Origin of the sequence: Halomonas faecis, assembly GCF_010993975.1 — a bacterium.
Classification (GTDB): Bacteria; Pseudomonadota; Gammaproteobacteria; order Pseudomonadales; family Halomonadaceae; genus Halomonas; species Halomonas faecis.
Window position 1 is genome coordinate 77,196 of the sequence record NZ_JAACZO010000059.1, and the last position, 12,383, is coordinate 89,578.

Sequence of the window (12,383 nt, forward strand, 5' to 3'; positions counted from 1 at the left end):
AACAACAATGCGGAGGAATACGCCAATGAAATCCCTCAACCCAAGACTGTCCGGCATCGCCGCCACCGCCGTGCTGGGTGCCGGCCTGGCTTTCAGTGCACCGAGCCAGGCGCTACCCATCAGCGAGTGCATCGCACCCGCCGACCCCGGCGGCGGCTGGGACTTCACCTGCCGTTCGGTGGGCAAACTGCTGCTCGACCTGGAACTGGTCGACAGCCCGGTGCAGGTCACCAACATGCCGGGCGGGGTGGGCGCCGTGGCGTTCGCCAACGTCGAGAGCAACCGCGCCGACGACAGCGACCTGATCGTCGCCACCAGCACCGTGGGGGTGACGCAGATCGCTCAGGGCAAGTATCCCGGTGGCGCCGATACCATGCGCTGGCTGGGCATGCTGGGTACCGATGTGGGCGTGATCCTGGTGGATGACGACAGCGAGTACGAAAGCCTCGAGCAGCTGCTCGACACCATGGTCGAAGATCCCGGCGCCCTGTCCGTCGCCGGTTCCAGCGGTGCCGGTGGCTGGGACCACATTCGGGCGTTGATGCTGGCCAAGGAGGCGGGCATGCCGGATGACCAGATCGGCAGCCTGCGCTGGGTGCAGTTCGATGGCGGCGGCCCGGCCGTGACCCAGATGATGGGCGGCCATGTGGACGTGGTCTCGACGGATCTGGGCGAGATCGCGGGCTTCATCGAGTCCGGCGACGTGCGCGTGCTGGCGGTGCTTTCCGAGGATCCGCTGCCCGAGCCCTTCGCCGAGCTTCCCACCGCCGCCTCCCAGGGCTATGACGTGGCGGGCTACAACTGGCGTGGCTTCTATACCGGCGGCGAGGTCTCCGATGAGGACTATGCCGCCATGGTGGGGGACCTCCAGACACTCTACGACAGCGACGAGTGGAAGGAGGTCGCCCAGCAGAACGGTCTGGTGCCGCTGTGGCGTGGCGGCGAAGAGTTCGACGCCTTCGTTCGCGAGTCCATCGACGAGGTCGAGACGATCTCGCGGGAGATCGGAGTCATCCAGTGAGCGATGCCAGCCAGGAGGACGCCGGGCGAGTGCCCGGCGTCATCGGCGATCGCATAGCCGGTGCCATGTTGCTGGCGCTGGCAGTGGGCGCCTGGTGGCTCTCCCACGACCTGGAGTCGGGCTTCATGCAGCCCATCGGGCCGGGCGAGTATCCGCGTCTGATCAGCCTGCCGCTGGCAGCGCTGTCTCTGCTGCTGATCCTGAAGCCGGGCTTCAATCAGCGCTGGCCGGGGCGCGCTGCGCTGGTGCGTCAGGCGCAGACCCTGCTGGTGCTGGCCTGCTATGCGGGTCTGGTCAAGCCGCTCGGGTTCCTGCCCGCTTCCCTGGCCGCGGTGATACTGCTCATCCGGCTGTTCGGGGCGGCTTGGAAGTCCGCGCTGGTCAGTGGCGCCGTGCTCACCCTGGCTCTCTATGTCCTGTTCGAATTCGTCCTCGGCATGCCGCTGCCGAACATTCCCGGCCTGGACTGGTAACCCCGCGACATGGAAATCCTCGCCTTTCTCGCTCAGGGCTTCGCCGTGGCGCTGGAGCCTCAGAACCTCTTCCTGGCGCTCATCGGCTGCGTCATCGGCACGTTGATCGGGGCCCTGCCGGGGCTGGGGCCGGTCAATGGCGTGGCGCTGATGATCCCGCTCTCCTTCAACTTCGGCCTGCCGGCCACCGGGGCGCTGATCCTTCTGGTCAGCGTCTACTACGGCTGCATGTATGGCGGACGCATCAGCTCCATCGTGCTCAACATCCCCGGCGACGAGCCGGCCATGATGACCACTCTGGATGGCTATCCCATGGCTCTGCAAGGGCGCGGGGGCGAGGCGCTGGGCGTCTCCGCCGTGGCTTCCTTCGTCGGTGCCGGGGTGGCCACCCTGGGGCTGGCCCTGTTCGCGCCGCTGCTGGTCCAGTTCGCCATCCGCTTCGGCCCGGCGGAGTACTTCGCGCTCTTCGTGCTGGCCTTCGCCACCATCGGTGGGGTGACCGGCGGCAGCCTGATCAAGAGTTTTCTCGCCGCCTTTCTGGGGCTGCTGCTGGGCAGCGTCGGCATCGATGCGGTCAGTGGGGTGCCGCGCTACACCTTCGGGCTCTACGAGCTCTACGACGGCATCGATTTCATCGTCGCCCTGGTGGGACTGTTCGCCATCTCCGAGTGCCTGATCTACCTGGAGGACATCCGCGGTACCAGCCGCCCGACCCTGAAGCTCGGCTCGGCGATTCCCGGCGTGCGCTCTGCCGGACGCTGTGCGCCGACCATCGCCCGTGGCTCGCTGATCGGCTTCGTCGCCGGAGTGCTGCCCGGGGCCGGCGCAGCCTTGGGCAGCTTCCTCTCCTACATGCTCGAGAAGCGCTGGGTGGGTCGCAGTGGCCGATTCGGCCAGGGCGATCCGCGTGGCGTGGCGGCCCCCGAGGCGGGCAATAACGCCGCCGCCGGCGGTGCGCTGATTCCCATGCTGTCGCTGGGCATTCCCGGCAGCGGTACCACGGCGATCCTGCTGGCGCTGCTGCTATCGATGAACATCACCCCGGGGCCGCTGCTCTTCGAGCAGCAGCCGGAGATGGTATGGGGGCTGGTGGCGGCGCTGGTGATCGGCAATTTCGTGCTGCTGGTGCTCAACGTGCCGCTGGTGAGCCTGTTCGCCAAGGTGCTGCAGGCGCCGGGCTGGTTCCTGATGCCCATGGTGGTGATGGTGGCCTTCGTCGGCGTCTACTCGCTCAACAACAGTGCCTTCGACCTCTACATGATGCTGGGCTTCGGGGTGTTGGGCTATGCGCTGCGCAAGCTGGAGATCCCCACGGTGCCGGTGGTGCTGGGGCTGCTGCTGGGTGGCCAGATGGAGTTCAATCTGCGCCGCGCCATGTCGATCTCCGGCGGCGACTGGAGCATTCTGTGGAGCAGTGGCATCTCGGTGAGCATCTACCTGTTTGCCGTCACTCTGATCGTTGCCGGGCTGGTCTACTCCTGGCTGGTCCGGGGGCGTCTGCAGTAGGCTCACGGGGCTGGGCTCAGGGGGCGGGGGCTGCCAGAATGGGTCTCTCAAGGAGAGACGCCCATGACGCAGATGACCTGGCCGCGCTTGCTCGATCCGTCGCGGCTGCACGGCAGCGGTAACGGTCGCGAGGAGATCGGCCGCAGCCCCTTCCACAAGGACCATGACCGCATCGTTTTCGCCGGCTCCTTTCGGCGACTGGGGCGCAAGACCCAGGTACACCCGCTCACCGACAACGACCATATACACACCCGCCTGACCCACTCTCTGGAAGTGGGCTGCGTGGGGCGCTCGCTGGGCATGATCGTCGGCGAAGGGCTGCGGGAGCGCCTGCCCGGCTGGATCACGCCGGCCGACCTCGGCGTCATCGTCCAGGCCGCCTGCCTGGGTCACGACATCGGCAACCCGCCATTCGGGCATGCCGGCGAGTACGCCATCCGCGACTGGTTCAAGCGTGCCGAGGCCGACGGCAGCGGCCTGCTCGAGGGTCTGTCCTCCGCCGAGCGCGACGACCTGCTCACCTATGAGGGCAATGCCCAGGGTTTTCGCATCGTCACTCAGATCGAGTACAACCAGTTCCGCGGCGGCATGCGCCTCACCGCAGCCACGCTCGGCACCCTGCTCAAGTATCCCTGGACCGTGGCCCACGGCGGCAGTGCCGGCAAGTTCGGCTGCTATCAGTCCGAACGACCGATGCTGGCCGAGGTGGCGGGTCAACTGGGTCTGATACCGCGTGGTGACGGGCGCTGGTGCCGCCATCCGCTGGCCTGGCTGGTGGAGGCGGCCGACGACATCTGCTACGCCCTGCTCGACCTGGAGGATGGCCTGGAGATGGGCATCCTGCGTTTCGACGAGGTGGCCGATGTGCTGTTGCAGATCGCCGGCGATGCGCCGCCGGACTACGCCACCATGCAGCGCGAGGGCGTGTCGCAGCGGCGGCGCATCGCGGCGCTGCGCGGGGCCGCCATGGAGCGGGCGGTCAATGACGTGGGCGCGGTCTTCGTCGAGCACGAAGCCGCGCTGCTGAACGGTACTCTCAGCGATGACCTGCTGGAGTTGTGTCACCCCGACCTGGGCTGGGGGGTCAAGGCGGCCAAGCAGCTGGCTCGCGAGCGCATCTTCCAGAACGAGCGCAAGGCCAAGCTGGAAATCGGCGCCTACACGACGCTGGGGATACTGCTGGAGGCCTTCATCGGCGCGGCTCATGAGCTGCATCACACCGGTCACTCCACCTTCAAGCATCAGCGCGTGCTGGCGCTGATCGGCGAGAATACCCCGCGCCCCTCCTGGAGCCTCTACGCCAGCTACCGGCGCATGCTCGACTTCATCGGCGGCATGACCGACCACTACGCCGTGGACCTCGCCCAGGAGATGGGCGGGCGATTGAGGGGGGACTGAGCCATGGCCGGGTGGCACAAAATCGTCATGTTGCTGCTGGCGGCCTGGCTGCTGCCGCCGGTTGCCGCTGGCGAGAGTGCGCTGACGCGTCTGGAGCGCGACGACTTCGGCCACTACACCCTGGCGCTGACCTGGCACGCCGGCTTTTGTACCACCCAGTCGAGTCCGCCGCGGGAGTGCCGAGAGCCGACGCTGCACGAGGGTGCATCGCAGGGTTTCGTGCTGCACGGCCTGTGGCCATCGCTGCCCGAGCGCTTTGCCGAAGAGGGCATCGACCGGCGCCGCTGGTGGCAAAAGGGCTGCTTTCTCGAGCAGCCGCGTGGCGATGGCAGCTTCTGCCGGGCCCACCCGCCGTTCGGCCTAGACGCAGCGCTCGCCGAGGTGTTGGACGAGGCCATGCCAGGGCGCGCCAGTTGCCTCGATCGCTATCAGTTCGCCAAGCATGCGGCCTGTTTTGCCATCGAGCCTGACGCGTACTTCACGGCAGCGCTCGAGCTCCAGGAGGCGGTCAATGACAGCGCCTTCGGTGCGTTCGTGACCCTCAACCAAGGGGGAACGGTAGCGCGCAACGAGCTAATCGACGCTTTCGAGGCGGCGTTCGGAGAGGGCACGGGGCGAGCGTTGCGGTTGGAATGCCGAGGGCGCGGCAATCGTACCCTGAGCGAGGTGCGTATCGCCATCGATGCCCGGCGGTTGGCTGACTTCCCGGCTGCCGAGAGCCTGGTTTCCCAGGCGCGCGGACGTTGCGCCACCCGGGTGGTCATTGCCGTACTCGACTGATCGGAGCCTGTCAGGCGGCACGCTCCATCAGGGCGGCGATCAGTTTGTCGTGCAACGCGGCGTCGAGGTTGCCCAGCCGCATGTCGGCCACTTGCCGGGCGAGGCTGTCTCCGCTGACCACCGTGACGCCGGTCGGGGCGGCCTCGCAGAGGATTTCCCAGCCCGGAAGCGCCAGGATGCCGTGAACCGGTACCGGTTCGCCGCAACGCTGCTGGAGCCAGCGTGAGAGCCAGTTGGTGGCGCGGCGGGTCTTCTCCAGGGGGCGGCGCTCGTGCCAGCCGGGAAAGCGCAGGCGTTCGGATTCCACGCTGACCACGCCGATCTCGCGGCAATCCGGCGTAAAGGGTTGGGTGCGGCCGCGGGTCTCGACCACGAAGACGCCGTGAGGGGTCACGGCCACATGGTCGATGACGTCGGTATCGGTGGGCACGTCGTGAAAGACGTAGAAGGGATGCGCCTCGGGATGGATGAGCCGCTCGAGCTCCTGGCCAACCGCCAGTTTACTGGCCAGGCTGAGCTTGATGCGGCGAATCTGCTGGAAATCCCGAATCAGGCGCAAGCAGAACGCCAGCACCAGCAGGGTGCTGAGGGCACCGTAGAGCGCCCACTCCAGCCAGTTCTGGTGGCTGGCGAACAGCATGCGCCCCATGCCGTAGACCAGTGGAGCCAGGGTGACGATGGGGCCCAGGGCGCCATTGAGAAACAGGCTGGCAAAGGCGCGGTCGAGGTGGTCGCGCTGTACCTGGCCCGGTTCGCGCAGCGGGCAGGCATCGAAGGGAGAGCGTACCTGGGCATCGTGCAGGTTGCGCAGGGCGAGTACGATCACGCCCGTCGCCCCCAGAGGAAACAGGAAGATCAAGGGAAGCAGGTATTCCAGCCAGGCCATTGGGGTTCCTTGCCTGAGGCGCGCGCATGAGTGCTCATTCTAGACAACCTCGGCCCATCGGGGCCATGGTTGGTTCAGCGGCACGCTGCCGCCACCCATGAGAGGAGACGCATGACAGAGTCGCTCATTTCCCGAGACGACGCCAGCCGCGAGGCTCTGGTGGCCTTCGTGGCGAGTCATCCGCGGCTGGCGGTGCTGACCGGAGCCGGGGTGAGCACGGCGAGCGGCATTCCCGATTACCGCGACGGGGGCGGTGCCTGGAAGCGGCCGCCGCCCATGGAGCACGGTGTCTTCATGGCCAGCCATGCCGCTCGCCAGCGGTATTGGGCGCGGGCGCTGCTGGGGTTTCGCACCCTGCAGGCGGCGCGTCCCAATGCCGCGCATCACGCCTTGGCACAGCTCGAGGCGCGGGGGCATGTGGCGGGACTGATCACCCAGAACGTCGACGGGTTGCACCAGCGGGCCGGCTCACGGCAGGTCATCGACCTGCACGGGCGTGCCGACGTAGTGCGCTGCATGGCTTGTGGAGCGCGGCGCATGCGTCACGACCTCCATGCCGAGCTGGCCCGGCGCAACCCTTCCTGGCGGGAGGCCCGAGCCGACGCCGGGCCCGATGGCGACGCCGATCTGGAGGCGGATTTTTCCGCTTTCGAGGTGCCGGATTGCACGCGCTGCGGCGATGGCATCTACAAGCCCGACGTGGTCTTCTTCGGTGACAGCGTACCGCGTGAGCGGGTGGAGGAGGCCATGGCCTGCCTGCACGAGGCCGATGCGCTGCTGGTGGTGGGGTCTTCGTTGATGGTTTATTCGGGCTTTCGCTTCGCCCGCGAAGCGGTGCGCCTGGGCAGGCCCATTGCCTGCGTGAACCAGGGGCGGACCCGTGCCGACGAACTCTACGCGCTGAAGATCGAGGCGGCGGCAGGCGAGACGCTGGTGGCGCTGGGCGAAGCTCTGGTCGGGACGTCCGCCAGCGAGTTGTCCGGCATCAGCCGCCCGCCAGCTTGACCGTGTAACCGCGCCCTTCCAGCTCGATCTTGAGCGCTTCGCGCTGGTCACCCTGGATCTCGATGACGCCCGACTTCACCGCCCCGCCGGTGCCGCAGCGCTGCTTGAGCGCCTTGGCCAGTGCTTTGAGCTCCTTCTCTGGCAGCGGCACGCCGCTGATCGTGGTCACGCCCTTGCCCTTGCGGCCGCTGGTTTCGCGGCGGATGCGCACGATGCCGTCGAGGGCGGCGAGGCGTTCCTGTTCGGCCCGTTCGTCGCATCGGCATTCGGCGAGCGGCTGGCGGCAGGCGGGGCAGGTCTCGCCGTGTTCGGTGGAGTAGACCAGACCGCGCAGCTGGTCCTGGAGAGAGGCCATAGGGGGCTCCTGTCCTGTGACGTCGTGGGGAAGCCGATACTGCCTGACTCAGCGTCCCTGTACCACCTGGCGCGCCTCCAGTGCCTGCAACCGGGCCAGCTGGCCGACCACCGTGGGCAGCTGGTGCATGCTGGTGATCGTCAGGGCACCTTCCGGGGTTTCCTCGGCGTCGGGGAAACGGTTGAGATGGATTACCGTCATGCCGGCGGCCAGGGCGGCCTGCACGCCGACCAGGCCGTCGTCGATGGCCACGCACGCCTCGGGCGGGTAACCCATCTGGCGGGCGGCATGCAGATAGAGTCCGGGGTCGGGCTTCCAGCACTGGGCGCTGTAGCCGCTGAACAGATTGTCGGCGAAGTGTCCGGTGAGGCCGACGGCGGCCAGCGACGTCCGTATCTTGTTCTCGGGGCCGTTGGAAACCAGACCGCAGGGATATTGGGCGAGCTGGGCCAGGGCCTCCAGGGCGCCGTCGATGGGGGTGAGCTCGTCCGCCAGGCGGCGGTTGAGGTTGGTACGCATCGCGGTTTCGGTGTCGGCGAGACGTTGCGGATCGATGGGGCCGTAACGGCTTTCGAGAACGGCGACGATGTTTCGGAAACGGGCGCCGCGAAATTCGCCGGCATAGTCGCTGGTCGCGAAAGGGAGACCGAGGCGGGTCAAACTGTCGGCCATCTCGTCGGCGAGCAGCGGCTCGCTGTCGACCAGGGTACCGTCACAATCGAAGAGCAAGCAGAGAGGGCGTGGCATCACGAACCTCGCGGGTGTGGCCAGATTACATCGTCACTTCCAGTGTAAGTCCACTTCGCGTATTTGTGAACAGTGTTTTTCAAGAGCTGCCCGGCGAATGGCGGCGATTGCCGACGATTGGTGTCGAATGGCCGGCAGGATTCGGTTTCCAGCCGAGCTGGCGGGTCGGCAGGATGCGCCCCGGGTTCATCAGCCCGTCGGGGTCGAACAGCGCCTTGATCCCCTCCGCCAGCTCGCGCTGCACCGGCGAGAGCCGCGCCAGGTAGGCGGCCTGCTTGGTACGCCCGATGCCGTGCTCGGCACTGATGCTGCCGTCGAAGGCGTCGAGCACCGTGAAGAGCCGCTCTTCCAGGGCATGCAGATGATCGCGCTTGTCGGCCTCGGCCATGTCAGGAGGCGGCAGGATGTTGAAGTGCAGGTTGCCGTCGCCCACATGGCCATAGGCGATGACATCGCAGTCGGGAGAGGCGGCCATCACCGCCTCGCTGGCGCGCTCGACGAAGGCCGGAATTGCCGAGATGGGTACCGAGATGTCGGTGCGCAGGTGTTCGCCCCGCCGCCGCTGGCCTTCCAGCATGCTCTCTCGGAACTGCCACAGCCGGCTTGCCTGTGCCTCGCTCGCCGCCAGGGCACCGTCCTGCACCAGGTCGCGCTCCATGCCCCTTTCCAGCAGGTGTTCGAGCATGGCGTCGAGGTCCAGTGGGCCGCTGGCGGCCACCTCCATCAGCACGTACCAGGGGTGAGCGTCGTCTAGCGGGTCGCCGAGATCGGGGGTGGCCTCCATGGCCAGCTCCATGCAACGCCGCGGAATCAGCTCGAAAGCGTTGAGCAGGTCGCTGCAGTCGCGTCGGGCCAGTCCGTAGAGGTCGACCACCGCCGTCACCGAGGGCAGGCCGAGCAGCGCGGTGCGGCTCTGGGTGGGCCGCGGCGCGAGCTTGAGCACGGCGCCGGTGACGATGCCCAGGGTGCCCTCGCTGCCCAGGAACAGCTGCTTGAGGTCGACACCGCGATTGTCCTTGTGGAGAGCGGAGAGGTCGTCCCAGAGGCGGCCGTCGGGCAGCACCACCTCGAGGCCCAGCACCAGCTGGCGCATCATGCCGTGGCGCAGCACGTTGAGCCCGCCAGCGTTGGTGGCGATGTTGCCGCCGATCTGGCAGCTACCCTGGGCGCCCAGCGACAGGGGGAAGTCGCAGTCGTGCTCGGCAGCGGCCTGCTTGACGCTCTCGAGGATGCAGCCGGCATCCACGGTCATGGTGAAGTTGACAGGGTCGATGTCGCGCACCCGATCCAGGCGCTCCAGGCTGATCACCAGCTCGCCGCCGTCGGCGGCGGGCAGGGCGCCGGCCACCAGGCCGCTGTGGCCACCCTGGGGCGACATGGCCACGCCGTACTCGTGACACAGGCGCACCGTCTCCGCCACCTCGGCGGTGGTGGCGGGGCGTGCCACGGCCAGCGGCTCGCCCAGGCGGTCGCCGGCCCAGTCGGCCACGTAGCGGGCCATGGCCTCCGGCTCGCGCAGCAGGCCACGCTCGCCCAGGCGTTCGGCCAAGGCTTCGAGCAAGGCTCGGCGATGGGACGGAGCGTTCATCTCAGGCCTCCTCCTGCCAGGCGGCTCCCTCAGGGTAGCGGTGCCGGGCCAGGGACTCGGGATGCATGGCGATGCTGTAGCCCGGTGCCTCGGGTACCCGGTAGTGGCCGCGTTCGATCACCACCGGGTCGACGAAGTGCTCGTGCAGGTGGTCGACGTACTCCAGCACTCGCCCCTCGAGACTGCCGGAAACGGCGATGTAGTCGAACAGCGAGATGTGCTGGGTGTACTCGCACAGCCCCACGCCGCCGCCGTGGGGGCAGATCGGTACGCCGAACTTGGCGGCCAGCAGGGTCACCAGGATCACTTCGTTGAGCCCGCCGAGGCGGGCCGCGTCGAGCTGGCAGTAGTCGATGGCGTCGGCCTGGAGGAACTGCTTGAACATCACTTTGTTGTGGCAGTGCTCGCCGGTGGCCACGCCGATCGGGGCAACGCGATGGCGGATCTCGGCGTGGCCGAGGATGTCGTCGGGGCTGGTGGGCTCTTCGATCCACAGCGGATCGAATTCGGCCAGCCGGCGCATCTTGGCCACCGTTTCGTCCACCTCCCACACCTGGTTGGCGTCCATCATCAGCACGTTGTCCCAGCCGATCTCTTCGCGCAGCAGGGCGGCGCGGCGGGCGTCCTCGTCGAGGTTGCCACCGATCTTCTGCTTGAAGTGGGTCCAGCCCTCGGCCAGGGCCTCCTGGGCCAGGTGGCGCACCTTGTCGTCGCTGTAGCCGAGCCAGCCGGCCGAAGTGGTGTAGCCGGGGTAGCCGTCGCGCCGCATCTCGGCTTCGCGTTCGGCCTTTCCGGCCTCCCGCTTGCGAAGCAGCGCGATCGCCTCTTCCGGGGTGAGGGCGTCGGTGACGAAGCGGAAGTCGAGGCAGCGCACCAGTTGCTCGGGGCTCATGTCTGCGAGGAGCTTCCACACCGGCTTGCCCTCGCGCTTGGCCCACAGGTCCCAAACGGCGTTGACGATGGCCGCGGTGGCCAAGTGGATGGCGCCCTTGTCGGGGCCGATCCAGCGCAGCTGGCTGTCGCCGGTGATCTCGCGCCAGAAGGCGCCCATGTTGGCGGTGATGGCGTCGAGTGACCGCCCCTCGATGAGCGGGGCCAGCGATCGCACCGCAGTGACCACGATCTCGTTGCCGCGGCCGATGGTGAAGGTGAGTCCGTGACCCTCGGCCCCGCCATCGTCGACGTGCAGAATGACGTAGGTGGCGGAGTAGTCCGGGGCGGCGTTCATGGCGTCCGAGCCGTCCAGGGAGCGTGAGGTGGGGAAGCGAACGTCCTGCACCTCGAGGCGGGTGATGGTGGTCATCGGTGGCTCCAGAGTGGGGAAGGGGTGGTTCAGCGATCCGCCAGATCGCGCATCAGCGCGCGGATGCCGTAGGTCCAGGGCGGGAGTTCATCGCTGCGCCCGACGCGGTTGACCAGCGCACCCAGGCTCGGGGTGGCGATGGTCACCCGGTCGCCGAGGTGGTGGGTGAAGCCCTGGCCTTCGCCGTCGCGGTCCTGGATCGGCGAGAACATGGTGCCGAGATAGAGCATGACGCCGTCGGGATACTGGTGATGGGCGCCCAGGGTCTGGCGTACCAGGTCCAGCGGGTCGCGACTGATCTCGGCCATGTCGCTCTCGCCTTGCAGCAGGAAGCCGTCGTCCTCGCCTTCGATGCGCAGCGTGACATGGGCGCGGCGCACGTCGTCGATGCCGAAGGCGTCGTCGAAGAGGCGGATGAACGGGCCGATGGCGCTGGAGGCGTTGTTGTCCTTGGCCTTGCCCAGCAGCAGGGCGCTGCGGCCCTCGATGTCGCGCAGGTTGACGTCGTTGCCGAGCGTCGCCCCCTTGACGCTGCCGCGGCTATCCACGGCCAGCACGATCTCCGGCTCCGGGTTGTTCCACTGCGAGGCCGGGTGCAGGCCCACGGTGGCACCCAGGCCTACCGAGGAGAGCGGCTGAGCCTTGGTGAACACCTCGGCATCGGTGCCGATGCCCACCTCCATGTACTGTGACCAGCCGCCGCGGGCCTGGAGTTCGCGCTTGAGCGCCATGGCCTCCTCCGAGCCCGGTACGATGCGCGACAAGTCACCACCGATCAGCGTCTGGAGTTCCTCGCGCAGCGTGGCCGCCCGGCCGGGGTCGCCACCGGCCTGCTCTTCGATCACCCGCTCCAGCAGACTCACCGCAAAGGTGACGCCGCAGGCCTTGACCGCCTGAACGTCGCAGGGTGCCAGCAGGTGGGGGGCGCGCTGGGGCTCGGCCAGAGCGTTCTCGATCAGCGACTCGACCGGGCCGAGGGAGGGGCCCTGGGCGTCGCGCAGGGCGGCAGCCGGGTCGTCGCGCTCCAGCAGGTCGGCCATGGTCGGGCCGAGGTGGGTGATATCGAGGGCCTGGCCGTCACGAACCACGAACAGTACCGGGCCGGGCCGGGGCGATTCGCACCAGGCCCGGCCCACCAGCAGGGCGCGCTCCAGATCTTCGGGAAGGCAGTCTCGGGGCTGGGGGCCGCTCGGGGAAAGGGAATGCATGGTGCCTCCTGGTCAGGGTGCTGGCGTCTCGCCAGCTTTCGCCTATCCTGTTATTGATGTCGTTTTGTATGACAGGTATGCCAATGACTTCACTCTAGCGCAAGGCATGACGT

The 12,383-nt window shown here is 67.8% G+C and carries 12 protein-coding genes; 6 read left to right on the top strand and 6 right to left on the bottom strand.

Annotation, left to right across the window (positions count from 1 at the left end):
* Positions 1–25: 25 nt before the first annotated feature.
* The 5 genes from GFD32_RS19250 (at position 26) to GFD32_RS19270 (ending at position 5,178) form a co-directional block, all read left to right on the top strand.
* Positions 26–1,021, top strand: coding sequence for a Bug family tripartite tricarboxylate transporter substrate binding protein (locus GFD32_RS19250; RefSeq protein ID WP_163578196.1), 996 nt, complete (start codon positions 26–28; stop codon positions 1,019–1,021).
* Positions 1,018–1,494 carry a tripartite tricarboxylate transporter TctB family protein gene (locus tag GFD32_RS19255; protein WP_163578197.1) on the top strand — a complete coding sequence of 159 codons (477 nt, stop codon included), beginning with the start codon at positions 1,018–1,020 and terminating at the stop codon, positions 1,492–1,494. Before GFD32_RS19250 ends, GFD32_RS19255 begins: the two co-directional genes overlap by 4 nt.
* Before the next feature lie 9 nt (positions 1,495–1,503).
* Positions 1,504–3,000 (top strand): tripartite tricarboxylate transporter permease, encoded by a 1,497-nt coding sequence (locus GFD32_RS19260; protein WP_163578198.1) that lies wholly within the window; start codon positions 1,504–1,506, stop codon positions 2,998–3,000.
* 63 nt (positions 3,001–3,063) lie between these two features.
* Positions 3,064–4,398, top strand: a complete 1,335-nt coding sequence (locus tag GFD32_RS19265) for a deoxyguanosinetriphosphate triphosphohydrolase (protein WP_163578199.1) — start codon at positions 3,064–3,066, stop codon at positions 4,396–4,398.
* A gap of 3 nt (positions 4,399–4,401) precedes the next feature.
* Positions 4,402–5,178: a ribonuclease T2 family protein gene (locus GFD32_RS19270; RefSeq protein ID WP_163578200.1), complete on the top strand. Its 777-nt coding sequence runs from the start codon at positions 4,402–4,404 to the stop codon at positions 5,176–5,178.
* A gap of 10 nt (positions 5,179–5,188) precedes the next feature.
* On the opposite strand, the gene GFD32_RS19275 is transcribed toward GFD32_RS19270, so the two are convergent.
* Positions 5,189–6,064, bottom strand: a complete 876-nt coding sequence (locus tag GFD32_RS19275; protein WP_163578201.1) for a nuclease-related domain-containing protein — start codon at positions 6,062–6,064, stop codon at positions 5,189–5,191.
* A 111-nt stretch (positions 6,065–6,175) separates the two neighbouring features.
* Here GFD32_RS19275 and GFD32_RS19280 point away from each other — a divergent pair, with 111 nt between their 5' ends.
* Positions 6,176–7,069, top strand: a complete 894-nt coding sequence (locus GFD32_RS19280) for an NAD-dependent protein deacetylase (protein ID WP_163578202.1) — start codon at positions 6,176–6,178, stop codon at positions 7,067–7,069.
* Here GFD32_RS19280 and GFD32_RS19285 read toward each other — a convergent pair.
* From GFD32_RS19285 to GFD32_RS19305, 5 genes are all read right to left on the bottom strand, one after another.
* Positions 7,050–7,424, bottom strand: coding sequence for a translation initiation factor Sui1 (locus tag GFD32_RS19285; protein ID WP_163578203.1), 375 nt, complete (start codon positions 7,422–7,424; stop codon positions 7,050–7,052). The two genes, GFD32_RS19280 and GFD32_RS19285, sit on opposite strands and share 20 nt — an antisense overlap.
* A 48-nt stretch (positions 7,425–7,472) precedes the next feature.
* Complete coding sequence (locus tag GFD32_RS19290; protein WP_163578204.1) at positions 7,473–8,171, bottom strand: HAD family hydrolase; 699 nt, start codon at positions 8,169–8,171, stop codon at positions 7,473–7,475.
* 79 nt (positions 8,172–8,250) lie between these two features.
* Positions 8,251–9,759: an FAD-binding oxidoreductase gene (locus GFD32_RS19295; protein ID WP_163578205.1), complete on the bottom strand. Its 1,509-nt coding sequence runs from the start codon at positions 9,757–9,759 to the stop codon at positions 8,251–8,253.
* Between the two features lies 1 nt (position 9,760).
* Positions 9,761–11,062 carry an L-fuconate dehydratase gene (locus GFD32_RS19300; RefSeq protein WP_163578206.1) on the bottom strand — a complete coding sequence of 434 codons (1,302 nt, stop codon included), beginning with the start codon at positions 11,060–11,062 and terminating at the stop codon, positions 9,761–9,763.
* Between the two features lie 29 nt (positions 11,063–11,091).
* A complete protein-coding gene (locus GFD32_RS19305; protein ID WP_163578207.1) occupies positions 11,092–12,270 on the bottom strand; it encodes a fumarylacetoacetate hydrolase family protein in 1,179 nt (392 codons plus the stop codon).
* Positions 12,271–12,383 lie beyond the last annotated feature (113 nt).

What these genes read in the sequence shown, in the direction of transcription:
- GFD32_RS19250 (WP_163578196.1), top strand. Translation starts at nt 26, where the DNA reads ATGAAATCCCTCAACCCAAGACTGTCCGGCATCGCCGCCACCGCCGTG.
- GFD32_RS19260 (WP_163578198.1), top strand. Translation starts at nt 1,504, where the DNA reads ATGGAAATCCTCGCCTTTCTCGCTCAGGGCTTCGCCGTGGCGCTGGAG.
- GFD32_RS19265 (WP_163578199.1), top strand. Translation starts at nt 3,064, where the DNA reads ATGACGCAGATGACCTGGCCGCGCTTGCTCGATCCGTCGCGGCTGCAC.
- GFD32_RS19270 (WP_163578200.1), top strand. Translation starts at nt 4,402, where the DNA reads ATGGCCGGGTGGCACAAAATCGTCATGTTGCTGCTGGCGGCCTGGCTG.
- GFD32_RS19275 (WP_163578201.1), bottom strand. Translation starts at nt 6,064, where the DNA reads ATGGCCTGGCTGGAATACCTGCTTCCCTTGATCTTCCTGTTTCCTCTG.
- GFD32_RS19280 (WP_163578202.1), top strand. Translation starts at nt 6,176, where the DNA reads ATGACAGAGTCGCTCATTTCCCGAGACGACGCCAGCCGCGAGGCTCTG.
- GFD32_RS19285 (WP_163578203.1), bottom strand. Translation starts at nt 7,424, where the DNA reads ATGGCCTCTCTCCAGGACCAGCTGCGCGGTCTGGTCTACTCCACCGAA.
- GFD32_RS19290 (WP_163578204.1), bottom strand. Translation starts at nt 8,171, where the DNA reads ATGCCACGCCCTCTCTGCTTGCTCTTCGATTGTGACGGTACCCTGGTC.
- GFD32_RS19295 (WP_163578205.1), bottom strand. Translation starts at nt 9,759, where the DNA reads ATGAACGCTCCGTCCCATCGCCGAGCCTTGCTCGAAGCCTTGGCCGAA.
- GFD32_RS19300 (WP_163578206.1), bottom strand. Translation starts at nt 11,062, where the DNA reads ATGACCACCATCACCCGCCTCGAGGTGCAGGACGTTCGCTTCCCCACC.
- GFD32_RS19305 (WP_163578207.1), bottom strand. Translation starts at nt 12,270, where the DNA reads ATGCATTCCCTTTCCCCGAGCGGCCCCCAGCCCCGAGACTGCCTTCCC.